Source organism: Leptospira licerasiae serovar Varillal str. VAR 010 (genome assembly GCF_000244755.1).
Lineage (GTDB): Bacteria > Spirochaetota > Leptospiria > Leptospirales > Leptospiraceae > Leptospira_B > Leptospira_B licerasiae.
This window is the reverse complement of record NZ_AHOO02000007.1, coordinates 32658-57497: the sequence shown is the minus strand read 5'-3', so window position 1 is coordinate 57497 and position 24840 is coordinate 32658. Positions and strand designations below refer to the sequence as shown.

Genomic DNA, 24840 nt, shown 5'->3' with positions numbered 1-24840 from the left:
AAGGTAGTTTTAGATCTTTGTTATCGGTTACTTTTTCTTACTTAATAGCTCTACGATTAAACCTTTCATGTCGGAAGCGACTGCCTTCTTTAAAGTTTTTGAACGTAAAGCTTTATCCACATCCTTTTTAACTCCCTCCTGGATCCGCTGTGCTGGTATTTGAGGATAGTTAAATCCTCTAGACCTTTCTGTAACCGTAACGAATTTCATAAAGGATCTTTGGACCTTCCCGTTCTTGTATTTTTGCTCAACGGCAAATACATTTCCTCTGCCAGTCATTCCAGGGTCCTTTCGATATTTGTATCTATTCCTAGGAACTAATTGCCCCCTAGCGTTTTCTTCTTTATAGCTACCTGTCTTTGTAATAACCGAATTGATTTCGTTTTTCATCGGACCAACTGGTGATCCGTCCTCATTTTTACTTAAGGGAATTACAACGTAAGGACCTCTTTTCCCCATCCTTGCTCTTTTCCCACTTAACAAAGCCTCCTTCATGTTATAGCGGGACCTTCCCTTCTCAATTACTTTCATGTAATTGTATTTTCCTTTGTTTGGATGATATACTTGATAACCTCCCGGAATTTTCCGAATGAGTATCCCTCCACCACCACCAGTGGAATTCGAAATAGCTTGCCTACCCCACCACGCAGGGCGCACAGATAGAGTATTCTGAGTCCAAGACTTTTGAGCAAGTTTAGCAATTTGTCCAAGGATTGTTTTTGTTCTTGGAAACTTACCTTGGTCGTAAAGAGTTTCGTAATTCATAAAAAAGCCGGGATTTTAAACCCCGGCTTCCTTCTTAACGTTTTACTGGAACGTTTTTAAAGACTCGGAACTTTTCTGGAGCTAAGATTTGCATTACTCCATAGTGCTCAACTAGTCCTTGGCGTAACCTTAACCTTCCGCCTGCTCCATAAGGAAATAGTGATTTTGTAAATCCTAAGAGTTCCGAAAGAATGAATGTTCTATTCTCATCAGTACCAGATTGTGCATTGAAATCCCCCAGGATCATAATAGTAGTTCCTGGAAGATCGAAATTCAAATCCTGGTAGATGGTGGTAGGACCTGAATTGTTTCGGACAACTTCTACCATGTAGCGGATGATTCCGCTCGCCGGAGTCGTTTCTCTGAATATCGCAAACCGAGTAGTAGGTGGACCGGAATTACCCGGTGTAAGAGTGATTTCTACTCCGCCGCCTGTGTTTACAGTCTCAGTATCTACTACGCAAGCAGCAGACCAGTGACGTAAATTACCTGCACATGCTCTGTATTTATATGCTCCTGAATAACTTACGTCGAACTTAGATCCTGTTACCGATGGAATCGCGGCTAATGCAATTACAGGAGTTTCCGGTGAATCTGTGTCGGATGTTGGACCTTCTACTAAATTTCCATTGGAATCTAATCGTTTTGGGACTTCCCAATCGTGACGATCCATCCAGATATCGTCCTCTAGCGTTACCATATTATTCGCAGCGTTAGAATCCCAGATATGAGGAACGATATTTCCTAATCCTACTGAGTTTGGACCATGATTATTGTTTTGTAATACTTTGGCCTGACCTGCGAAATCATAGATCTGGTCATACAACGCTTTTGTGGTGTTGTGCATCCACATTTGGTTTGCAAGGCCGAAGTACCTGGTTCTGATTTTCGATGTGAACTCTTTGATTTCATCTGCACTTGGGAGTTGGCCTCTTGCATCAGTTACAAATTCCGATCCAAGATTTGAGATCTTAGTAACGAAACCATCTTGGTTGTATTTGTTTATGGATTTATTTCCAAACCAATACGAACGCATCATGTTTTCCATTCCGCGTCTTAAAGCGGCGTTCGATTGGATGATTTCTGGATCTTGTACGTTTGTTACTGTATCTACAACTTTGTTAAATGCGAATCCTTCGGCGACGTAGTTTACCTCGTCATACAACCTTTGGATTTCTGCGTCTCTAAACTCAGGCTCATCCGATTGGCCTATATAGGATGTGTTATACCAACCTCCACCGTGTGACCGATTCTTATTGTACTCCGCAAGAACCTGGTTAATTTGCCGTTTTGGAGTTTGTTTTAAGAATTTAAAATCTCTGTCAGTGGATACGATCGCAACGAAAGTCTTGTCCAGAGATTGCATGGACAGAGTGGCACCGCTCGATCCATAATCGATAAAAGGTGACGCTCCGTTCTGTGCTGTGTTCGCCTCAAAGGCTTTTTTAATTTCTAATAGTTGATCTAAAGTATGGGGGCCGTTCATTACTTTTGCACCCCGTTTGCTTCATTAGCAAAAGCTAAGGCCCTTTCGGAAAGACGACCCGTAGTTTCGAAAAAGTTAATGTCCTCAATTTGGCAAGTTCCAGCTTCGATTCCTTTAAGGATTAATTTCCCGTATTTTTCTCGTTCGTTGAACGGAATTAAACCTTCAGTCTTTGCAACTTGGATCGGATTTGCTTGTGTTACTGGAGTTTTTGAACTAGCAGGCTTATTTGCGATGTCGCCTAGTTGGCTTTTTAATCTTTGAATCTCGCGAGAAAGACTGGATTGTTTATCAACCTGGTCCATCACAAATTCTAGACTTTCTGCAAGAACAGAAATGTCGGACTTTAATGCGAGAACGAGGTTTTCGATTTTTTGCAGAAATTGAAATCCTGCTTTTTCAATTTCTTTCTCTTTTTCTTCGTCTTCCTCTTCTGGATTTTTCTTTTCCTTCTTCTCCTTATCTTTATCTTCGTCTTCCGTTCCTAATTCGGATTTAGTAACACTCGTATCGGACTTTTGATCTTCGGAAGGAGTTTCAAAATAGGCACTGATGACCTCTTCTGCAAAATCCTGAGCATCGACTTCGGAGATTCCTTTTGAGACAGCCCAATCTTTTACTTTTTCTGTCTCCGGAGAAACAGTTCCGGAATCCAATAACTCCGTTACCTCACCTGCCAACGCAGGTAAATCGGGAGAACCACCTTGGGGTTCGCTTTTGGAAATGGTTTTATTTTTATCTGAAATTCGTTTTGAATTTCTGCTTTTCAGTCTTTCTATCGCGTCCTTGAACACATTATCCTCCGTTAAGGTTTAGGAAGATCGCGTCCGAAAGGCTTTCTAGATCGCTGTTATCAAAGCCGTATGTATCTCTAAGATAATTTCTTATTGCGGAAGTACGAAGATCCATACTTCCAGTCTCAGTTAAACTTTCGACATCGGTTAATATTTGGTTTAGGGTTTGGTCTTGTATCGAAGGTACCGAGTAGATTAGTCTTGATAACCCTACGATTTTTCTTTCTAACTCAGAAATTCTGGAATCTTCTACCTCCTTCTCTCGTTCGTTTTCATATTCTAAATTCGAGTTTTCTAATACGGATTTATGCAAATCCCGTAGCATCACTGCCCCTTTTAGCAGTTGCACAGATGTGTCAGGGTTTATAACTTCTTGTAAAGGAGCGATTGCACACTTTCGAAGTTGAATTCGCTTGATCCGGTTTTTATCAACGTCGTTTGGGCTAGCGAAACCGGATACGGAAGCTCCCCATCCGTTAAAGCCCGCTTGTAACCCTTTTCGAATTTCTTCTACAAAGGAGTTTCCAGGAAACAAGCGCCCGACTATGTATAACCCTTCTTCCTTGATTCCAAGTGAGGAAGGAAAATCACTCTTAGTCCCGATTTCTTCCGGGGATCCGATGATAGCCGCTGATTTTGCTTTTTGGAGTTCAACAAGTTCGACGGCGTTTGGTTTTTTCTCTCGAATCTCCTTGTCTATAAGATCCGTTAAATGATTATAATCTAGATACCCTTGCGCTTTGAACTGAGCGCGCATACTTGGGTCGTCATAGGCTGATTTAAGAATAATCTCGCCTTGACGATCCTCTTTCTCGGATGAAGCACGAATTAGAATTCGGATCGCTCCGGTCCGTTCTTCCGGAGTCGCTTTTAGAATATGAAATGGATGAAGGAAAAGCTTTTCACTCATCCCTCGTTGTATGATGAAAAGCTAAATCGTTCTGGATTATTTTAGAATTTTGTTTAGGGTTCTGTGATTAGAGCACAGACTCTTAGATTTCCTTTAGTTGAATCACCAGGGTTCCAATATATTCGACATTGGGAAATCAATTGGAACTTGTCTAACACTAGTCCAATATAATTCCCTTCCTCAAAAAGATCTGAGGAATTTTCATCCATGTATTTTGTGGAATTTGTCGTATCCCCTATAGTTACGCTAGGTAAACCGTCAAATACAGATTTTACCTGCAAGAAAACATATAAAATGTTTGCACCAATAGCTAAGACTTCCCCTAAATTATAGGCTCCGCTAGGTGTAGAAAAATCAATTTCAGTTTCTATAAATTGAACATTTTTCACATCTAATTCCGAGATTATCTCATCGTCAGTAAATGGACCAAGAAAAGAAGGCATAGTTACTTACATTTAGATTTATTGAATTATAAGGAAAATTTAGAATCGGGGAGTCTTCTTAAGCAACGTTTTTAATTTTTCTTTCCCTTTTCCGGCTAAACACTATATCAAAGATTTCAGATTTTAAATAATCGTTATTCACATCGAAGAACTGTTCAACGAGAGGACGAACGTTCGCTCGGTAATATTCCCAGCTAGGATTTTCTTTTTCGTCAAATTCCTCATCTTTGTACTTATTTTCGTAATAATACATTTCAAATGCCCTAGCGAAACACTCACAAGTGCGAGAATAATATTCGGAAGTCTTTCTAGCTCGCATTCCTTTCCGGAAAATAGAAGCAATTTGATTCTCTATACTCCCAAGTTTCTCCGAGGCAAAATATTGACTTTTTTGTTTTCCAACATAGTAATCCATTAAGTGAGCGAATTCATGGGATAACGTTAAAGCTCCATGATCTTTACCACCTTTGAAAGAGACACCAATCGCTTTAAAAGCAGGGAAAAATAAACCATGAGCATTCATAGCGTGCATTAATACTTGCCCTGAATGTGAAAACTTTAAACCAAACTTTCGGGCCATCTCGGAACGGTTCCCGAATATTGAAAAAACGTCTGAAATAGCTTCCCTGACTTGATTGATTTCTATTGGAGTAATATCATCTCCGTTTTGCCTTTTGACTAATACTCCAAAATCTTCGAATAAATCTTTTACTAATCCAGAGTCACCGTACGAAGTCTCACGACCTTTATAATACGTTGATTGATCTATTCGGTCTGCTGTTCTTCTTTTTACATCGATCGTTTTGTATCCTAATGTCTCACGAAGTTCACGATAGTTATCCCAGATTTTCTTGTTTCTCTCTGTATCATACCTCGAAGAATTTTCTCCGAATATTTGGTAAGAAATCATCCTATACTGTTCCGAAGTCATCTTATTGGAAGAAAGCTCTTTTAATACGACCCTCTTTTTTATTCCTGCATTATCATATTTCTTCTTTAGTTGTGCTTTTAATAGAGTTCGGTAGTAATTTTCTGTCGCTACAAGCGAGTCTCCATTCATTAAAACGTACTCCGGATCTGAGTTTCCTGAATAGCTTCCATTCTGGAAATTTGGCTTTGAAGATGCTAAGAGAACCAAGAACTTATCATCCCCTACTTTGATCTTTGGAAAGGAATATTTGAAATAATTAAAATCCGCGGTGTTTACTTTTGGAATATATGGTGGTCTTTCTCTTTCTAAGATAGTTTTCTCATTGAATAATATGATTTTGTCTACAGGTGCTTTCGAATAATCCTGAATAACTCTTTCCTCAAGTCCTCGGGCAATTAGAACGGATTGAATATCAGAACCAGGCATGAACACTATTTTTTCACTTTCTATTTCCTTGGTTGCCTCCTCTTCCGTTTTGGTTGTTCCAAAAATGGTCTTTGTTATTTGCGAACGGTTTTCTGGAGTAGCTGAACTGATTTTATCATCGATTTCCTTTGGATCTACAATCGGAGGAATTTTGACTAAGCCTGAAGATACCGTTTGCCCATTTGTTAATTCATAATAAAGCTCACCATTTATAAGTTTTGAATTTAAAATTATACTTTCTTGGTTTTCTTCGTTAAAAGTTACCTTAGTTCCAAACGGCAACGCCGATTTCAAAAGATTGGTTTCATTTATTTTTTGTTTTTCTAATTCTTCTTTTGCAGCCTGGACTCCTTCGGAAATTGGACTTCTTGGTTTCTCCGCTATAGTTTCATTTTCAGGATTTGCATTCTCAACTTTGTGGTTCCCTTCTGCATTTTTGTTTCCTATCATTGCCTCAGATAACGAATTCGGGTTTAAGGGTTTATCCAAAACTACAAGCCTTGTTCGGACAGAAGTTTGGCGAAATGAGTCCTTACCAGAAAATGAATTCTCTGGTAATTGTTCAGAAAATCCTCCGTTTTCAGAAATCCAATCTCTAAAGGATCTCGCTTTCGAATCAGATCTATAGAAAGGTCCTTCCGAAACTATAGCAACGAGTCTTCCTCCGGGATTTAAAAGATCATAAGCGTGTCTTACATGTTCAATGTCCTGGCCGTTTTCAAAAGGAGGGTTCATAATTATTCGATCATAGGTTTTATCGTTATATTCCAAGAAATCCCATCCAACGAGCGTATGGTTTTTCTCACTGAGAATTTCCCTTAAACTGGAATTCATTTCAATAGTATCCGGCTCTATTCCTGTCTTCTCTTGGATCTGATCGGCCAAGTCTCCTTTCCCGGCGGAGGGCTCTAATACCGACATTCCAGGCTCTATGTCTGCCTGCTCTAGAAGATGTTCACCTAAAGATTTTGGAGTTGGAAAGAAGCCAGATATTTTTCGTCCAATCAATTCTCTTTCGAGATTCTTAATCTTGGCTTTCTTCTCGCTCTCTGGATTAATTCCTCCCTGATTAATTATATCTGTTAGGAATTGTCCTGCTTTCTCAACTTCTCCTACCGAATTAAATCCAAGTCGAAGAAGACTTAGTGCAGTTTCACTATAGACCATATACGTCTTCCCTTTGAAAAACACTTCGTATTCTTTTCCGTCGATAGTAACTCGGTTTTTAGTTTTAGGTGTTGCTGGTCTTACATATAGGCAACCGTCGATTAGCTTTGTAGTTTCAAGTATCTTCTTTATTCTTTCCGCTTCTTGTGCTGAGTTTGTCTCAATATATGTATTTGGGTCTTCTCCGTCTTTTATTATGAATTTTTTAGCTTGCTTAAATATTTCTGGTGAAACGATTTTATTATCTTTTGCCCATTCCAGAGAAACATTATAAACGCTTCCATTCGAGCGCACTTTCGGCTCTCCATCCCTTTGATAAACATCGTAATGGCGCAATTTCGAAAAGCTTACATTAAGTTTTGAATTACCTTTTTCTACACCTCTTGTTTTCTGACTTTGAATATAACGGTAATAATCTAATATAGAATCTATATCTTTCTTTGATTTAACTGTTTCTAAATATGAAGGTAATTGATTTAATTCTAATGCTGAAGCCATTCCAAGAAGTGCCGTTTGTGTTTTTTTGAGTCTTTTGGCATCCTCATACATGCTCGCTGCGATTCCCGCTCTCCTTCTTGTAGCATTCATATTTGCGATCGCAGGATTTTCTTTTGCTTGTATTGTTTTTTCCATGCTATCGGCTAGGTTTCGAAACTTAGTTGCAAGGACGGATCTTTTTATCTCGGAAAGGTTCTCTTCTTTTGGATTCGCTTTTTCTTTCTCATTGTATTTAAGAAGGTTCTCAGTAATATAATTCCGTATTAGTTTTAGTACTATATCCGAATCTTTTACGCTAAGAGAAGAAAGAGTCTCATTGATTTTTCTTTCGGATAATACTGGGATTAAGTGCTTTTCTATAGAATCATAGAGTTTTTGGACATACTCACGGTCGCTTACTGAAAGTGGACTCCCTAAAATTTCTCTAACCACTTCGGATAAGCTATTTCCTGTAAGAAGGACTTTCTTTGAACCTTGGACTGCATTTCTTATTTTTTCTTTTGTATCTCCCCTTGGACCCGCCGCATTCTGATTTCCAAGCATTGCCTCGGAAAGCGCATTTGATCCTAATAGATTCTTTTCTTTCCCAGATTGATCTGATCCTGCTAGGATCATTTTTCTTATTTTATTTACGGAGTCAGAAGAGATTCGAACGTAACGATAAGCAAGATTTAGAATATCTTGCATTCTATTGTTTCCATGATAGGCAAGATCTACGAATTCCTTTGCCCTTGCTGTAAGTCCTTCTTTTAAGAGAGCGTCCTTTACTGATGTGACCAGATCCGGAATTGTTCTGATTTCCTCCGGAGTATATATGGGTAAGTAGTTTTGTTTTATGAACTTAGATTCATTTTGAGGTGTGATCCCGAATAGGTTTGGTTCATTTTGAACCCCTTTTTTCGGAGCTAAAGACTCTGATTGCAGGCGGAAAGGCTCGCCCGTTTTATCTGGCGTTGTGGCATTCGGTTGTTGAACAGAATTCTTTGAATCTTGTAAGGATGTTACACTCTTTCGTTCCTTCCTATTATCCTCTTTGAATTTATCTAAGTCTTGTTTTTTTGAGGGTGGTTTTATTTGTTTCCAATTGTTTTTTCCGCCTTTAATATCTTTTACTTTTCTCCAAACACTTCCATCAGAACGAATGGATTCTTTGGCTATTGGTTCTTTTCTTCCTTTCGAAATTAGAAAATAGGATTTAACGATCTCTCTCGCTGTAACCACATTTCTATTCTAAATAGACAGCTCATTATCGGTTCTTTGGTCCCTTTGAAGAAAAGGTATGAGCTTAGTTTCTTGATCTTTTAATCTTTAAAAATAGATCTCGAGTCAGTTGGAGCCCATTTAAAATGAATTGTAGAATGAGCCTTCCCTTCGCTCGGAGAAAACTCGTCAATTGCATCGGTAATGTATCCGTATTCGGCTATATCGTCCTTTTGCACCGGATATCGTTTTTTTTCAGAAAAAACTATTCGGAAAGGCAAACCAACCCTGATTGGAAAGAATCCCATTCGGAAACTTCCTTTCCCGATCTTTAACTGTTCTTCATTGCAAAATATAGAAAATAAATTGTCCCGAATCTTTGCTAGTTCCGATTTGTATTTCTCTTTATTTTCAACCCTTAGGTTTTCCTCTTTAAATGTCAGACCCGCAAGTTTTACATGTAAAAGTTTTGTTCCAAAGATAGAACGGATCTTTTCGTTATATTTGGGTTCGGACAATACTGTTCCAAAATTTTGATAAACATTGAGTGCAACGTGAATTCCACAAACCACGTCCTCTTCCAGTTCTTCGATTTTATATTCTATAAGATCTTCGAGTGTAAATTCATAAAATGCGTCGATATTATCTTCAGATAAATTTCTCCATTCCCCATTCGAATTAAACATATATAGCGGTAACGGACGAAATATGATTTTTAATGATCTTTTTCCGACTGCATATTTCGAACCGGGATTTCCCCCTAAGTCTCCGGAGAGGATCCCATTTCCAAATTTTCCTCCTATTTCTTTTGTTTCTAGAGGATCGCAAAACAGTTCATATAAAGGAGGAGTTGCATACGATCGGAGAATGTCCCAGAGAGAAATATAATGTCCTATAGAAAAGCTAGAAATGATCTGCGCTTCGTATGCAAAATTAGAAGTATAAGTTTTTTCCGGAGGAATAAGGGTTAATCCGTCATCACTTCCGCTTTTTGTGACAAACTCCGTATTTGAAAATCTCGGTATGGTCAACAAATCATAGATCAAATCATCCCAAATACTTGTGAGTAAAGATTTCAAATCACTTTTAAAGAAACTCGCTGACTTTTGGATGACTCCAACAAAAGTATCTGTTGCTCTCTTTTGAGGTTCCCCCTCTTTTCTCTGGTAGTCTAAAAAATACTGAGCCTTAGAAATGATTGATTCAGCAGGTTCTATTGTTACGTTTACAAAAGCTTTTCCATCACCCGAATAGCTTCTTTCAGTTCTTGATACCTTTCCGACATTTAATTGAAGAAAATTCGACTCTTTAGAATCGCTATCGCTTAAATCAATAAATAAGAATACTAAAGTTCTTGGTAAAAAGATTTGTCGAAAAGAAAGTTCCGTAAAATTTCCAGAATCCATCTTATCAAATCGAATTGGAGAAATTTCCTCCGAATCAAGACGGACCGGATATACTTCTTGGTATGGTATTAAAAAAGTTATTCCACCTGACCCAGCGGAAATAGATCTGTGGGACCGAATTGTTTTAATATGCTCTACTGGAAAATTGATGGTGCGATTATTTCCAGGAAGTCTTAACTCAATTAGAAACTTCTTCGGTGTAATATTGAAAGTCACTAATTCAAAAAGTAATTTGAAATTGGAATATCGGTTAAGGTGAAGGCTCGGGAGGTCCAGTTGGAACGGGCGGCAAGGGACCTGGATTGTACTGGTGTGGGTGAGTTTTCAAACTGATTCCCCCGGCTTTTACATCTATATTAGAAGTAATCTCCTTACTAACATCCAATTTTCCAGTGAATTGACTGTCTCCCTCAATGCTTAAAGAACCTTTTATCGAAACATCCGATTCGATTTCGATTTTTTGCATTTTCCACTTTAGTTTTTGTTCTATAAAATCAATCTCAGAAATGATATTTTGTTCTCTGTCGTAAATCTGGATTTTGTTCGTTGTTTGCCTTACAAAGTACCCGGATTCGTGAAAATCAATTATATCTGTTTCTGGATTAATAAAAGAGTACTTCTTCCAAAACTCTGATAGATTATTCAAATCTTTATCCAGAGCGGCAAAAGGAAAGGTCTTCGTAATTATGGGAGCTCTAAAACTACCTCCGATAAATTCAACGAGTACTATTTGATTTTTCTTGAAACCGAATGCGCGACCATGAGCGGAGTTTTCTGAAATATATGGCCCAAAGTATCTTACGTTTTGAAATTCAACTCCATCCGTTGTAAGAATGTTTGCCTTAAATCTCGGCAATACTGCAGTTACGACCGCTAGGTTCGGAGGAGTCTGCATATCATCAATGGAATTAGGACCCACCTGCAAGTATTCTTCATCGTTTGAAAATGAATTCATACGGATAAAACGAAACTTCCACCAGTGACGGACTCAAATCGAAAGACAAATAAGATCTTATCTCCTACTTGTTCCATATTCAAAAACCGAACACTTTTTACACCTGGGTCCTTAGAGATTTGAGATATAAGTTTTTGTATAGAATCCTGAATTTGTTCTTCGGTTGGTATTTCTCCGATAGGAATCGGATTTCCTATCTCTGGTAATCCTGGGATGGAACCTTGGGGAATATCAATTATATCTAGAGTATTATTAATTAAAGTCTCTTCCCCTTCAATAATTCCAAGGTCGCCGGTTGGGGAAATATCAATCGCGCGATTTTCCGAAAGCTTTATATCGGTCCCAAGTATCGCAATTTCTAGATCTCTCGCGCTAGGATTCTCCGATAATAGAGAAACGACATTCGTTGAATAACCGAATGGAATTTTAATAACTTTTCTCTCTATTTTTTTTACATCTGAATCTCCGTTATATCTTGCTAACGCTTCTCCAAGGGTTTCATTCCCTAAAGCTTCTTGTGCTATAGAATTGTAAGTTTCTCCGGTTTGAATTTGCTTTATAGAAAATGTGTTATCTATACTCGCATAATTTATCGCGGCTTGCATTTCCGTGAGAATTTCTAAAGCAGTAATTACGAAAGAATATAGATCGTTATCTATCCAATTAAAAAAGTCGGCCTTTGGCTTCAAAGATTCCAATTCAAATGAAGAATTATCCGGTATGGGAATTGTCATGGATCCTATAGCTGAATTCAATGCTAAGGCTTCTGTATTTGCTTTTGTAAGGTTTTGCCGAAACTCCGCTTCCCTTGATCGGGATAGACTATATGCTCCGTCTATAGCCGAGGAAATATCTTCGTCATTAAATCCTCTTTTTTTTCCACGAAAGCCCAGATCCGTGATTCCTTCTTGGAAAGTTACTCTAGCCAATTTTCCATTCTGATCGAATTGGTCCCTCATCCTGTCCCAGGAGGTTCTTAGTCGAGCCGTAGATGATCCAAAAGCCCTTATAAATTTTGCAGCTCCGAGTAAGGTCCCGGTTAAAATCAATGGAGTATTGACCAAGTTTTCCAACTCATTCATTAAACCAGATATTGTTCTGGAAGGGTTAAAATTTGAACGAACTAATTCCGATTTGATATTCTCGAAATCTAATTCGCGGACTACTGTGAGTGTTAAAGAATATTTATAAGTATTCGTATCGCTTACAGAACGGGAAATTGTAAATCCACTTCCTGGTACTACAACCTCGACCGTACGCTTTCGATCATAGTCACGAAATACGATTGCGATCTTCTTCCAATTTATAGTACCAGAAAGTTTTCCTGCGATTTGCTTTGCCTGAATATCATTCGATTCGTACTTCCCGTTATATTGCGAGTAGTGTAAGAAAAAAAGAAAGTCTTGAAACTCTTGTAGTCCGGAACGAAAATTTCCGCCACCTAGTGCTAAATACTGAGAACGAATCTTATCATAGTAACTTGTAAATTTGTTAGTTAGAAATGTCTTACCAGCATTTACCGCAGTTTGAAACATCCCCTGTCCGCTAGAGCCTGGTATGTCTGAGTTCGGCTTACTTGGAAGACCCAAATGGTAAATATGAAATTCTCCTTCTAATCGAATTTCATGGTTTCCAGGTCCGTAATCGATAACAACCGTCGCCCCGAAAGTTTGTTCTATGGATCTTCGATATTTATAATTCTCAGAATATTGGAGAGGTCCATTTACGAAATAATACTCCGGTTCTCCTTTCGATGTGTGATCGTAATCTCCGTTGGCTTTTTTGTTATAGAAAGCAAGTGAAAAAGAATTCTTAGGAACGTATGTGGAACCTAGAGGTCCAGAGAAGGCGTTGCTAGTTACTGAATTAAAAGATCCAGACGCAAAATCCGTTATTCCTCCAAGCGAAACCATTCATCGATTTTAAGGATTCTATTTCATATCGGTTTTTCCCGATAGTTGCGGATCCCTTTTATTCTAAGGGATGGGTTCCCCAGCTCCGTATATTCCAAAGACATTTTTAGAATATAACACTGCATTAATTAACTACCTCGTAGCACAAGGATCGCGACTTACTAATTTTAATCCTAACTCTCGAATCTCTACGATCATCCGAGCAATCGCGACTATTTTATCCGAAGGGGATATTCGTACTTTAAATGGATTTCGTTACTCAATCAGGGAAGGAGTCTACAACGCTTTTGGTTTCAGTCGTCTTCCTGGGAATCTTTCCTCTGGCTTTGTTCGGATAGAGAACAATGGAATAGTAGAACCTTTATCTATCCCTATTTTCTCTTTGGATCTTTTCGGTCTCGGATTTGAGTCGGTAGCACCTGTAAATCTTCAAGTAAATCAACCCTACGTAGAAGTAGAGCTCAGAGCGACAAAGCCCGGAACCGATTACAATATCCGTAGACTTTCAATTGATACAGCGGAGGGCCTCGGTTCTTTAAGCATTCCACTCCCCTCTAATGTTCGTCTTTGGAATACAGCGGACTTCGGAGGTGGAACTAATTTCGAAACCGAAGAGTCAAGGCTTAGAAGGTTCCGTGACTTCATTGTTTCCTTGGGACGATCTACTCCGCTTGGAATCTATAACGCAGCTTCTTCAATCCCCGGAGTTGCCGGAGTTCAATTATCCACGAACGTAAATCCATTATCCGGAAATTTCGAAATTGGTTGGATTAATATTTATGTTTCGGACGGTACTTCAAATCCACCGCCAGAGTTACTCAATTTAGTTCGGAAGACAATCGAAGGGGACTTAGATGATCCAGAAAACTTTCCAGGATACGCAGCGGCTGGCACCTATGTTTATGTGGCTCCTGTTCCAGTGCTTGGAATTACTGTAGAATTTGAATTAGAGATCCTTAACGATTCACAACTAACAAATACCGATGCTTTAAACACAGCTACAAATGCTTTAATTCTTTATCTAAATACTTTACCGGTTGGATTTGATGTTCTCTTAGAGCAAGTCATAGCAACAATTCTAAAATCCCATCCTGATTTCTATAGAGTAAACATTCAAAGTTTCTTTGGAAAACTTGCGAATGATCCGATCCCCTCCCCTCTTCCAAGTCCAATCGATATTTCCGTGCCAGATACATACCTTCCTAGAACGGGTGGAACTTCCGGTGGTCAAGTTAACGGGACCATAGTAAGAACAGAGCCGACTTAATAATGAAAAGAGAAAACCTTCTTATTGAATATCTTCCTCAATTCAACGCCACAGATCCATCTTTCAAGGATCTATTCGTTGATCCTTCTCGTCCTGAATTTAATCCAATCACAAACATAAACGATATTAATAAGGGAGCGATTTTCAACGCCTTAGAATGGCATTTAAGATACCAAGAACTAGCTGCAAACTCTTCTACTCTTTCTAATGCACAATCGACTTTTCTAAAAGATTGGGCGGATCTTCTTGGGATTGCTCGGCCTGCTAGCCTAAGTGATGAGGAATTTATAGGTTATATTATTGGATACGTCCTATCCAATCAATCGACCACTCCTAAAATTTCCGAAATCTTTCCATCACCTGACTTCTTTGTTTTAAGGTCCGATGAGTTTGGTTTTGCTTCAGATGTATCTGCACTGGATTTGGAGATTGCTCGTCCTGGTCCAGGGACAAAGGGAGTTTCTGCGATCCTAGTACCTGATCGGGGGTTTACTTTAGTTCTGACTAGTGATCCAACAAAAATATCAGGCTTACTGTTTATAAAACTCAATCGAATAAAAGTGGCCGGGACGATTGTTTATTTCGGCATTTTCATCACTTCATAGCCTTGTTTTTCCTTTCTTTTATCCGAATTATTTTAACCACGAAGATATTTCGGATTCGTAAATATAATATTCATAAATTAAGCTTACTAATTTCGTTGATTGAATAATTCCAAAGATAATAATTATTAATGCTATAATGATAATTAATATAATAATCTTCTTTGCAAATTCTTGAGCCATACTCATATAGTCTACTTTGTCGTTGATGGCATCATAATTTCTTTTTACTTTATTAATTATAGAAATGAATTTCTGCCTTTGACCACTTTCTAAAATATCATTTTCATCTAGGCTATTATAGCTTGTTCTTTCTAGAGCCCTTATCGCATACAAAATAATCATAGATGTATAAGCCATTAATATGCCAGCAAGTATCATTAAAATATAATCTGAAATGCTTTTATCCTTTAATTGAATAATTTCCCTTATTGCGATTCCTATAATTGCTACTATACTCGCAAAGAATCCAATAAATACGATCGATTTAGACTCAATTGTCTTAATTCTATCTCTTTGCAATTCATACATTTTAATAGCTCTATCTACATCCTTTTCATTTATTCTTTTCGATTTCAGAGCATCTTCGCTTAAAAATTTATTATAATGATTCTTTTCCCCTAATAGCAAAGGCCAAATAAGGTTTATACTTTTGCAAATTCTATCTTTCATTCTTATTAATTACTAAGAAATTTGCTATCGACTGGCTAATTGGATAATTTGTCAATTGCTCTATCCATGCCCATTGACCATTTGGATTTATTTCGAGAAAATAATACTCCCCATCATTACTTAGAACCAAATCGATAGCTGCAAAATTAAGATTATAATATTTCATTATACTAAAACAGAACTTCTGTATTTTTTCCGGAAGATCAATGCTTTGATGTGGTAAAATTTCCTTTGCAGCTCTCCAATCCGTTCTAGAATATTCATTGGACTGTGAGTCGATGGATACAGCGAAAATTTCTTCGGCTACAATAGTTACCCGAATGTCGAATGCTTTTTCAACCTTTCTTTGAATATAAACAGGAAAAACCGATACTCTATCTATATTGGCTATAAATTTATCATTAATTTCATTTGTATAAACAATTTTTGAATTAGCATTAGGTTCTTCTATCAGCCCAACTTTTAGCGGCTTTATAATAGCACTTATTTGATCTGAAATAAATTTTTGGGCTATTTCTGGGATGTTCGTAACCAGAGATTCTGGAATATTGAATCCGATTTCCTTCGCAATTCTTAGTTGATTTAATTTATTTTCCGCTCTCTTAAGATCGGAGACTGTATTTAGCCATTTCTTGTTAGCTAAGGATAGATTCACATATTCCAATATTACAGTTATTTCTTGCGATAAAAACAAAGCTTCACCTGGGCTTGTATTAATTGGAATTATAGGTAGCTTAGGTCTTCTATAGTAAACCGAATCGAAATAGGATAAATTTATCTCTTTGTTCTTTATATTGTCATATATCGATATTCCAAAGTTAACAGAATGTATCTTTATAGATAATTCCGAACCTATTTCCTCAGTATTAAATCTGAAATAATTTACTCCCAATTCGATTAATCTACTGATAACAAAATCTACAGTGATATCTTCCTTATTCGTGATGATAAGGACATTATTCATCTTCTTCTCTTCTCTGTTCTGTTTTGGTTAATAAATATAAAGATTTCTGAAAACTGTTCAATTCATCATCTGTCTCTTTAATTGTGTCCGTCTTAGTTGCTATGTAAAATATTGAGTTAATAGAATCTGTTGATTGTAAATCGTCATCTGTTTCTCTCCGAGTATTTGTTTTTGTAATTAAAGCTGACGACGAAGAAAACAAATCTACGAACTTATTATTGTTTACGAAATTCAACCCTAGATCCCGATCGTACTTTAAATTTGGCCAAGGAGTATCCTGTTGAGATATTGCGTAATCAAAAATTAGCGGTTTCATAAGATTTTTTATCCTTCACTTTTCGAAATTATGCAAGAATTTAGAATATAATGAATCAATGGGCTTATGCTACTCAAGAACAATTTTTAGGATTAGCCGATATTTTACCTAATGTTAATATACCAATTGTGGCGAACGAAACCCAAATTCCCTTAAACGGAAACGAAGTAAAAGTATATTTCCAAAACCAGTTTCAAAAAATTAAAGCTGAGGATATAAATCGGTTGTCCGGAGCAACCCCCGAGAATTCCGGAATTCCGGCTCTCCTTACTGCCCTCCTCGCGACTATAGGACGTCTAACGGATACTGCAATTGGATTCAAGATCCCAAATACGAACCCAACGATTATTACAGTAGAGTCAGGACTCATTATCCGACAGGACGCAGTATTTCGATTCCCTGAAGTCTCCATTACACCCACTTCAGGTTCTTTAGAGGGAATATTTGAAATCCAACTGGAAGAGTCCCTAACCGATCAGAGTACCTTAATGTTTTGGGATACAGAGTCCGAAAGATTCCAACCTGGAACAGGACCGACCAGAAAATCATATCGAATTAATCTTTTTGAGAAATGGGTAAACACACCCGGGCTTCCGGAAGTAACGAATGGAAGGATCGGATTACTTTCATATAAAAGATCAGTAATTGACGGGCCGATTGCAGAAATAAAAAGAATTCTTCCAGTATATGACCCTGGACTGATTGGGATTGATGTTTCTTTAGATCCTGGAATCTTAAACCAAGAATCACTTGCGGATGCTATAAACTGGCTTTTTCAAAGAATGGAACAAAAGCAGTTCTTACGAACATCTCCAAGCCCTGGATTCGATGATACACAAATTAGATTTCGAACCCAAGGAATATATGCGTATTGGAGTAAAAACGGAGAAAACTGGTACCCTTTCGGGTAACCCCACCTAATGGACCCGTCTCCCCTATCTCGGGAGCATCAGGACATTGGGTGGGGAATTTAGGAAGTGATAGATATGATGTATTTCCTTCGGGATCATATTCCATTGGTGATGAATGGCATGTTGTTAGTGAGCATATCGACAACGGGACTATAGTATCGGACTGTAATATATGCGGAGGATTAAATCACTGTTTTAATTTAGGGCCTTGGTTCACATGTCCTTCTTGTCCTTCGGGATATACTCAAACACCCCACTTAACTCTTTGCTTCGATGGAAGTCAGTTCGTACAGTGTTGTATTTCAACTTGCTGTATTCATTCATGCAATAGCTGTCACATTCCAAACTGGTATACAAAATACAAAGTTTATCATTACCGATTTATGAATTGGGAGCTTATAAACGAATACACAATACCAGGACAGTTCTTTGCCTGACCAGTTCCCTAAAAGTATTGATTCGATTGCTTCTAAAAGATTGGGAATATGCCTCTCTTGCGAAATGCTGTGGAAATTAATCCCGAAATTAGAGCAGTGCTCTGTTTGCTTTTGTTTCGTACGAGAAAAGACAAAATTTCAGAACGAATCTTGTCCGCTATCAAAGTGGTAATAGGTGAATAAAAATGTCGTGCTGCGGAGGTAATAACATGCTAGATCAAATCATTTTCCAACAAGCTTCTCAACTAACCCATAACGGAATACATCGTGGACTTAGTGAACAAGAATCTACCGAGCAGGCGAAGAAAACAATTGATTCCATTTTGAGTAAATCAAAACAATTTGCGACGAAGTTTAAAGACTTAAATCAAACACTAGTATTTCAGCAATTATCTCAAATAGCAATTGGGAAAATCCTAAGTGGTGCTGACCCGAACAAAGCGATCGAAGAAGCTAGTAACATAATAGAAGACATTTTAAATAAAACGAAAGAGTTTCTTTCCAATTTTAAAAACCTAAATCAAACGCTAGTTTTTCAACAAATGTCCCAAATGGCATTTGGAAAAATTCTAAGCGGTGCTGATCCAAACCAATCCGTAAATGAGGCAGCGACTACGATCGGGAGTATTCTGAGAATTTCAGAGGACCTTACAAAAAATTCAGGGCTTTTAGATTAGAATATTGAAAAAGAATTTTAATCCAGATCACCAAATTGGTCTTCCTTTTGAAAATCTCCAAGTAACTCTCGTTTAGAGATAAATCTCCGAAATTTATCACGTTCTTTATAAACCCTATCTATGTCTGAAAAGATTGTATCAAAAGTATTGTGCGTGAGTTGATTGAAAGCTATGGCTTCTGTAAATATAGCTCGAAGTTCAAAGACTTCCGGATGAATTCGATTACTCCTTTCTTTACTCATGCGGCAATACTCTGTAACCTTGCTTTTAGAATTTGAATTTTCTCACCTACCCGGATTTCCTCTGCAAGCTGGATTGTAAATTCTATATCGGCAAGAAAAGACCGAGCAAACAAAGTCGGGATAGAAGCATTGGCTTCGATTTCTCTCATTTTGCTTTGAATAGAATCTTTAATAATCGAAAGATCTTGGATAATTACGTCCAATCTTCCAAGAACTGATGAAGAATTTACCCCTTTTTCTGCTGTAAGAGCCAGAGAGGCGGCCAGTTCTTTCATAGTGGATTGTGAAAGAGAATTTATATTATCCCCGAGGATCCGCTGGTAACTTTTGGAAAGAGAATCGAGCATGACATTTAACATTTTCTGATTCGCTTTTGCTTTGTCCATAGACTCGATTGAACGTAGGGCTTCTCTTTGAATATCTGTAGCTACGTTATCAAAATCGAAATTCTCCAGTTCGCCGGATTGTAATTCTTTTATATATTCCTGGACGACCGCTGGACCTTTTCCGGGATATTTGTTTCTGTTCTCTACAAACCATTTAAACGCTTTGATCTGAATCGTAGAATTCGGTTTACCATTCGCGTCAGTGGCAAACATGCCGATGGTTTCAGCGACACCCAAAGGCAAGGATCTGTCTTTCTTTTGAACTAGTGCAAATAGATCGGGAGTTAGGTTATTTAAAGCTAGTCTCTTATTTACTTCTCCAACAGAAATTCCAAGTTCTTGCGATATAGTTTTAGCGTCCCAACCATTCTCCTGCATTTTCCCGTAGGCTTTTGCTTCATCGGTTGGTAAAACGCTGCGCCTATGGTTTTCTGCGACCTGGGCGGCGAGTCTTTTGTTCTCGGAAGCGAATTCTTTTGTAACTACGGGAATTTTAAAGACGGATGGTAGTTTTCCTTCCTCAATGAGTTCTTTGACAGCCTCGAATCTGTGATGGCCCGCAACGACAGTCCAAACGCCGTCTTTCTTATCGACAACGATTGGAAAAGCTGGGTCATAGCCATCTTGATCTATCCGAACTTTTAAAGATTCGATTTGTTTTCTATCGTAATCCTTTTTATCTGTGTACTGATTTATAGTTCTTATTTGTGAGAATGAAAGAGCAGTCGGAGGAACCGTTTCTCCTTTCGAAGGCTTAGACTGTACGCTTTCCCGCTTCTTTCTCGTTTTCTGTACAACTTCTCCGACCTGTGAGGATGCTCGAGTTAACTTCCATCCTGTTTGCGTTTTCTCCCTTTCTTTTCCATCGCTCCAAACTCGTCTGTGACCTTCAGGAAAACTCGGTCTTCCTCGTTTTCTTTTACTTACAGGTTCTTCTATACTTCTTGGAACAGATTTAGGCTCGAGCTCACCATTTCGCACAAGCCGATTAGAAATGTAGGTTCCGTGTTTTGTATGGACTTGAATTGGTTTTCGGACTAGTTCAGCAGACAAAGCCGATTTAGAAATATAGATTTGCCCTGATTGAAATGTATCGCTCAAGTCAACGGATGAACGAAGGCACTGTAATTCTGATTTTCTTATTTCTAGTTCTGGGTTCTGTAACTCTTTGGAAAAATCTCCAATTTCAATCCATTTTACGAATTGAGAGAAAGAGAGTTTTAGGATAGAACCGGTCTCTTTTGCAGTCTTATCTGAACTAGAAAGGTAAGCCGTTCTAGCTTCTTTCTCATCTTTAAAACCGAGAATCGCTTTGTGAACATCGAAAGTAGTATCTGAAAGAACTTCATTTACAACGAATACCGTTTCGGAATTAGGATTCGGGCCTACAAAAACACCAATGGAATCCGTTTCTCCATCTGGCTTACTTCTTTCAAGGATTCCGAAATCACATGAAGTTCTTTTATGCCAAGCTTTCCCTTTCGAGTCTGTTCCGGAAATAGGTGAACCTTTCTTTCTCTGTAAAAGGATTTCTAGCCCTCTATAAGATAGATTTGGAATTTTCTTTCGCGGTCCTGTTTGTATCTGAGCGGTGAAAGTGGATTTTTGAACGTCCAAACATTCTAAGTAAGGAAGAAATGCTTTTTCAACGGGTAGATCAATTTCGTAATTTGCCCAAGCTTTTAAATACTGAGATAAGAAATTGGATTTGAGTTTCTTAAACTCTTTTGAAAGTGATAATTTTGCTTCTTTGTCTAATTCCTTATCCGAAGACAATAGAACCTTATGCAGAGCGTTCCTACTCGATGAATTTAGAGAATTCTCATCCTCGTCAGTCACCGCGTCCGACATGGCGATCTCTTGCCAATCGGGGTTTTCCTTAGTTAAAGCGAGGTGGATCTTGTCTAGGATCGTCTCTGCAAGTTCCGGAGTTATATCCTCCTTAGAAAGAATTTGCATTAGGCAGAAACTATTTCAATGTCCTTGGCTCTATAGAGAGCGTTTTTGAATTCATTTCTCTGTTTAGGATTTAGAGACCGAACAAAGTCTTCAAAGAATCCGGTCTCAATCGACAATCCTTCGGGAATGAAAATGACGATAGGAGGAAATCCGTGGATTCGTTCGAATGGCTCCCTAATTGAACGCTCAATTTCAATGGACAGTGTATATGGATCTTTGATTTTTTCAGGATCGAAATAAACAGCGATAATGTGAGCGAGCGGAGCAGTTTGGAACTTTAATTTGCCAATCCATAATCGGTATGAAAGTCTTTGCATCTGGATGAGAAAGACAACAAAACCCGAAAGGTGTTTGATAAATAGAACCGCTTTAGTTAGGAAATTTCGAATAGAAGCAATAAAAGCCATCCATCAAATTTAAAATGTAAAAGTATTATTCCCTTCCAAAATTGATTTATTCCCGAGCATTAAAACTAGGAACTGGTTTCATTTTAAATACTCTGGGCTTAGGTCGATCTTCTCCGGAACCGGCTTCGATAAATCCAGTGACCCTGAAAGTTTGGAAATAATCATATATTACAGTGTATCCATTCCTTGGCTTATCGTCGATCCAGCGAATCTTAGAATCTCCGAACTGAACGTATTCCAAACCCTTCTTATGTTCAATTAGTCCGTTTGGTCCTTTTGAAATTACACTATCGATATAAGCAATAGGTGAATAAGAAAGACGATCGATCTCTTTATTCGTAGGTTGAACAAAATCCGAGTGTCGTAGTGTCGATTTTAACAGCGTGAATATATCTCCTTGACCAAGGCGGTAGCCGGAACCAATAACTCCCATGAGCTCACCGTCCTGGAAATGGATCTGGCTTTTTTCAAAAGCCTTTCTATTATCTACATTGAAAGTTCTGTATGCAATTTTTATCGGTGAGAAATACCGAATTCTTATCCGATACAAACCGTTTGTTCTATTTGCAAAGGTGATAGAATTTAAGGAGAAAGCAGTGTGCTTGACTCGAGTGGATCTTCCATCCACTTCAATCTTGTAAGTCTCTAAAACATCGACGATCACACCGTCAGGAAGCTTTGGAAAGAGAGTAAAGTCATTGTCTCCAATCGCTTCAATGACTGTTTCCTCGAGCATCGAAACTTTATATTTAAGTTCTACAATGTTCCAATATTTGAGGTTTTCTTCGACATTGAAATATTCGCTTTGTATATCCTTAATGTGTAGAGGTCTTCTTTCACCTCTCGTTACAAGTATCGCTTCCTCTATTTCGGAAATTGGAGAATAACGGGTCCAGATAGAACTTCCAGAAACCTTCCAGGACACTTCTTCTCGTATTTCTAAGTCTTCTTGAAAGGTTCGGATCTGGCCTTCAAAGCAAAAGGGGCAGTCTGGGGTTTTATCTCCACTTGGACATGGACAAGGACTTAGCCGATACCAAAGAGCAGACTCACCTCTTCTTGTCAGTAACTCCTCATTACTAAGAGGAGTGAACATATTGGGTTTTGTCGATATTGGAAAAGGTGTTTCGCCACCAAGGCCGGTTTTTTTCATACAGAGAAAATACCGAATCTCCAGATTATCGGAAAAGATCTGAAATTAGGTTTTTTCTAACTTCAGAATCGCATCTCTCCAATCAATGTATGAGCATAGCCAAGGATCAGTAGATTCCTCGGGTAAATGGTCACATGTTGGTTCTTCCCAAAGTCCGTTTTCATAAACTCCAGCCTTGTGAATAGGGCCGTATATCTTTTCTAGACGATTTGCCTCTCTATTTGCTTCCAGGTCGGCTTCATAACGAATTCTGGATCTTTCCTGAAACTCTTTCTCTCTTCTTTGTCCGGAATCGAATATATTTAGGATTTCGTCCGAGATTTCAGTCTGGTCCTCGGAAATCTCTTCGCCAAGATCTTCATAAACACAAGAACAGTTTGGGTGCATAGGACAGCATAACCACCATTCGTCCATAGAACGTTCAGCATTCGTTTTTCCAGGCCATACCGCTGTTGTAGTCTTTGAGTCTCCAAAAAATTGATCTCTGCCAAGCCATATAAGCCCAAGGGACCTCATATACTCTTTGTCCCGAAGAGAATCTTCCGAAGGAAATAACCGGGCAACTTGACCAAGCATTTCTATACACTTTCTGCAAGAAACAGGCGAGTGATTATGAGAACTACTGTCTACAGCATACGAACCCTTTGTAAATTGAACGTATTGAGCCTCTCTTCCTCCTTCATTTACAAGCCTCAACAATTTCCCGTTATTGAAATTGATACTGCATTCGGTGAAAGCGAATCTCTGCATTTCCCGGTTTAGATGGTCTGTGACTAACTTTTCATACCTCCTTTCTCGTAGACTCCTTTGAAAGTCGCTTATACCTTCTTCAAATAAACCGAAAGCTTCCTTTATCTCGTCGTCATCCGGCGAAACCATGAGGGACCGAATATCTGAAATCGTGGATCCCCGAACGAGAGCTTCCGCGATTTGTTCACGGTACATTCTGGTAATCAGATCATACGCCTTTCCGCTTCTCTGTCCGTTCTTATCATAAATAGCTAGCCATTCGGCTCCCTTAGCTTGACCATAGATTAAAGCGTAAGTTTGGTCGCGAGTAAGTCCGGTTCGTTCTTCCAATTCGTCGATGTCCTCAAGACCTGGAAGATTATATTCCTTTGCTTTTTGCGAAAACTCAGGGATAGACATAGCTTTTAACTCGTCTGGATCTTCTCCTTGTCCGAGTAAATACTCCGCAATATAACCGAGGATCGTCGCTTTATCCCTTTCCTCTTTATAAATCCGATTCCAATCTTGGGCCAGGAAATCAAATACCCCCTGGTCTGCTTCTTCTAATTCATCGCGAGAGATGATCCCCTCGGGAAACTCTAAGCTTCTAATTTTATTTCGTTCTTCTTTATTCGAATATGGGCTTTCGGGTAGTTTTACATTGATCGTTTTACCGAAGAACCTTGGTCGATCCAATAGAGTGCCGAAGAACTTTCTGCGAATAGATCCAATAGCATCCATCCAGTTTGCTTTCCTGATTTCAATTCGGATCGCTTGGGATGAGTTTCCAATTAAATTCCATTGCAGACTTAGAAAATAAAAGAGCCACATGTATTGCAGCTCTCGAAGTACTCTATAATCTGAAAAAGGTGACTCCCTTTGCATTTGGGGATTCCTTTTTCTTTTAAATCAATTTTTGTTTCAATAGAAGGGTTTGGACTTTCCAGCAGAAAATCTGTAATCTTGTATCTCTGTCCTGTTTGCTATTAACGGAGGAAACTATACTATCATCGATAGACTGCCTATCCTCTTCGGAAAGACTCATTACGGCCTGAGCCAAGCTTGTATCTCTTCCCCCACCTTGGATTTTTTCTTTCGATTTAATAGTGGTCGAATTAGATTCATTGTTCGCAACGACTTCTCCCTTTGGAAAAGGAACTTCTATTTCATCGTGCAACTCGATACTTGTAGGAGCTATGGAACTTTCGGACATGGATGTATTTC

Annotated in this window: 21 protein-coding genes and 1 pseudogene; 5 read left to right on the top strand and 17 right to left on the bottom strand. The window is 38.4% G+C overall.

The features are described from left to right. Nucleotides 1-27 precede the first annotated feature (27 nt). The 9 genes from LEP1GSC185_RS10135 to LEP1GSC185_RS10095 form a co-directional block, all read right to left on the bottom strand. Entirely contained in the window at nucleotides 28-765 is a 738-nt protein-coding gene (locus LEP1GSC185_RS10135; protein WP_008591864.1) for a hypothetical protein, read from the bottom strand. A gap of 34 nt (nucleotides 766-799) precedes the next feature. Then, nucleotides 800-2251, bottom strand: coding sequence for a hypothetical protein (locus LEP1GSC185_RS10130; RefSeq protein WP_008591855.1), 1452 nt, complete (start codon nucleotides 2249-2251; stop codon nucleotides 800-802). Beyond that, nucleotides 2251-3045 carry a hypothetical protein gene (locus LEP1GSC185_RS10125; protein ID WP_008591871.1) on the bottom strand — a complete coding sequence of 265 codons (795 nt, stop codon included), beginning with the start codon at nucleotides 3043-3045 and terminating at the stop codon, nucleotides 2251-2253. The genes LEP1GSC185_RS10130 and LEP1GSC185_RS10125 overlap by 1 nt, the downstream gene beginning before the upstream one ends. A gap of 1 nt (nucleotide 3046) precedes the next feature. Then, nucleotides 3047-3955 (bottom strand): hypothetical protein, encoded by a 909-nt coding sequence (locus tag LEP1GSC185_RS10120; RefSeq protein ID WP_008591890.1) that lies wholly within the window; start codon nucleotides 3953-3955, stop codon nucleotides 3047-3049. 53 nt (nucleotides 3956-4008) lie between these two features. After that, the gene (locus LEP1GSC185_RS10115; protein ID WP_008596685.1) at nucleotides 4009-4398 is read right to left on the bottom strand and encodes a hypothetical protein; all 390 of its coding nucleotides are present in this window, start codon (nucleotides 4396-4398) and stop codon (nucleotides 4009-4011) included. A gap of 58 nt (nucleotides 4399-4456) precedes the next feature. After that, a complete protein-coding gene (locus LEP1GSC185_RS10110; protein WP_008591825.1) occupies nucleotides 4457-8641 on the bottom strand; it encodes a methyltransferase in 4185 nt (1394 codons plus the stop codon). Nucleotides 8642-8721: 80 nt separating this feature from the next. Continuing rightward, nucleotides 8722-10026: a hypothetical protein gene (locus tag LEP1GSC185_RS10105; protein ID WP_232298444.1), complete on the bottom strand. Its 1305-nt coding sequence runs from the start codon at nucleotides 10024-10026 to the stop codon at nucleotides 8722-8724. A gap of 250 nt (nucleotides 10027-10276) precedes the next feature. Then, nucleotides 10277-10981, bottom strand: a complete 705-nt coding sequence (locus tag LEP1GSC185_RS10100; protein WP_008591823.1) for a baseplate assembly protein — start codon at nucleotides 10979-10981, stop codon at nucleotides 10277-10279. After that, nucleotides 10978-12894: a hypothetical protein gene (locus LEP1GSC185_RS10095; RefSeq protein WP_008591885.1), complete on the bottom strand. Its 1917-nt coding sequence runs from the start codon at nucleotides 12892-12894 to the stop codon at nucleotides 10978-10980. Before LEP1GSC185_RS10095 ends, LEP1GSC185_RS10100 begins: the two co-directional genes overlap by 4 nt. Before the next feature lie 70 nt (nucleotides 12895-12964). Between LEP1GSC185_RS10095 and LEP1GSC185_RS10090 the strand changes: the two genes are divergently transcribed. Continuing rightward, nucleotides 12965-14161 (top strand): baseplate J/gp47 family protein, encoded by a 1197-nt coding sequence (locus LEP1GSC185_RS10090; RefSeq protein WP_008591852.1) that lies wholly within the window; start codon nucleotides 12965-12967, stop codon nucleotides 14159-14161. A gap of 2 nt (nucleotides 14162-14163) precedes the next feature. Further along, entirely contained in the window at nucleotides 14164-14766 is a 603-nt protein-coding gene (locus LEP1GSC185_RS10085) for a hypothetical protein (RefSeq protein ID WP_008591810.1), read from the top strand. Nucleotides 14767-14793: 27 nt separating this feature from the next. Here the strand turns inward: LEP1GSC185_RS10085 and LEP1GSC185_RS10080 are convergent, their stop codons facing one another. The 3 genes from LEP1GSC185_RS10080 to LEP1GSC185_RS10070 are packed head-to-tail and all read right to left on the bottom strand — an operon-like array spanning nucleotide 14794 to nucleotide 16715. Further along, the gene (locus tag LEP1GSC185_RS10080; protein ID WP_008591860.1) at nucleotides 14794-15435 is read right to left on the bottom strand and encodes a hypothetical protein; all 642 of its coding nucleotides are present in this window, start codon (nucleotides 15433-15435) and stop codon (nucleotides 14794-14796) included. Then, entirely contained in the window at nucleotides 15425-16399 is a 975-nt protein-coding gene (locus LEP1GSC185_RS10075) for an MvdC/MvdD family ATP grasp protein (RefSeq protein WP_008591876.1), read from the bottom strand. Before LEP1GSC185_RS10075 ends, LEP1GSC185_RS10080 begins: the two co-directional genes overlap by 11 nt. Beyond that, nucleotides 16392-16715, bottom strand: coding sequence for a hypothetical protein (locus LEP1GSC185_RS10070; protein ID WP_008596657.1), 324 nt, complete (start codon nucleotides 16713-16715; stop codon nucleotides 16392-16394). The genes LEP1GSC185_RS10075 and LEP1GSC185_RS10070 overlap by 8 nt, the downstream gene beginning before the upstream one ends. Nucleotides 16716-16765: 50 nt before the next feature. Between LEP1GSC185_RS10070 and LEP1GSC185_RS10065 the strand changes: the two genes are divergently transcribed. Both LEP1GSC185_RS10065 and LEP1GSC185_RS10060 read left to right on the top strand, forming a co-directional pair. After that, nucleotides 16766-17626, top strand: a complete 861-nt coding sequence (locus LEP1GSC185_RS10065) for a hypothetical protein (protein WP_008591822.1) — start codon at nucleotides 16766-16768, stop codon at nucleotides 17624-17626. A gap of 646 nt (nucleotides 17627-18272) precedes the next feature. After that, nucleotides 18273-18740 (top strand): hypothetical protein, encoded by a 468-nt coding sequence (locus tag LEP1GSC185_RS10060; RefSeq protein WP_008591908.1) that lies wholly within the window; start codon nucleotides 18273-18275, stop codon nucleotides 18738-18740. A gap of 238 nt (nucleotides 18741-18978) precedes the next feature. Here LEP1GSC185_RS10060 and LEP1GSC185_RS10050 read toward each other — a convergent pair whose 3' ends face one another. From LEP1GSC185_RS10050 to LEP1GSC185_RS20180, 4 genes and pseudogenes are all read right to left on the bottom strand, one after another. After that, on the bottom strand, nucleotides 18979-21327 hold the full coding sequence (locus tag LEP1GSC185_RS10050) for a ParB N-terminal domain-containing protein (protein ID WP_008591893.1): 2349 nt from the start codon (nucleotides 21325-21327) through the stop codon (nucleotides 18979-18981). After that, nucleotides 21327-21734, bottom strand: a complete 408-nt coding sequence (locus LEP1GSC185_RS10045; protein ID WP_008591830.1) for a hypothetical protein — start codon at nucleotides 21732-21734, stop codon at nucleotides 21327-21329. Before LEP1GSC185_RS10045 ends, LEP1GSC185_RS10050 begins: the two co-directional genes overlap by 1 nt. Nucleotides 21735-21780: 46 nt before the next feature. Further along, entirely contained in the window at nucleotides 21781-22887 is a 1107-nt protein-coding gene (locus LEP1GSC185_RS10040; RefSeq protein ID WP_008591856.1) for a hypothetical protein, read from the bottom strand. Between the two features lie 633 nt (nucleotides 22888-23520). After that, a pseudogene (locus LEP1GSC185_RS20180) lies at nucleotides 23521-24447 on the bottom strand (hypothetical protein); the annotation flags it as partial. Here LEP1GSC185_RS20180 and LEP1GSC185_RS20255 point away from each other — a divergent pair. Beyond that, the gene (locus tag LEP1GSC185_RS20255; protein ID WP_008591874.1) at nucleotides 24396-24524 is read left to right on the top strand and encodes a hypothetical protein; all 129 of its coding nucleotides are present in this window, start codon (nucleotides 24396-24398) and stop codon (nucleotides 24522-24524) included. The pseudogene LEP1GSC185_RS20180 and the gene LEP1GSC185_RS20255 sit on opposite strands and share 52 nt — an antisense overlap. Here LEP1GSC185_RS20255 and LEP1GSC185_RS10030 read toward each other — a convergent pair. Continuing rightward, nucleotides 24521-24829: a hypothetical protein gene (locus LEP1GSC185_RS10030; protein ID WP_008591903.1), complete on the bottom strand. Its 309-nt coding sequence runs from the start codon at nucleotides 24827-24829 to the stop codon at nucleotides 24521-24523. The two genes, LEP1GSC185_RS20255 and LEP1GSC185_RS10030, sit on opposite strands and share 4 nt — an antisense overlap. Nucleotides 24830-24840: the final 11 nt, after the last annotated feature.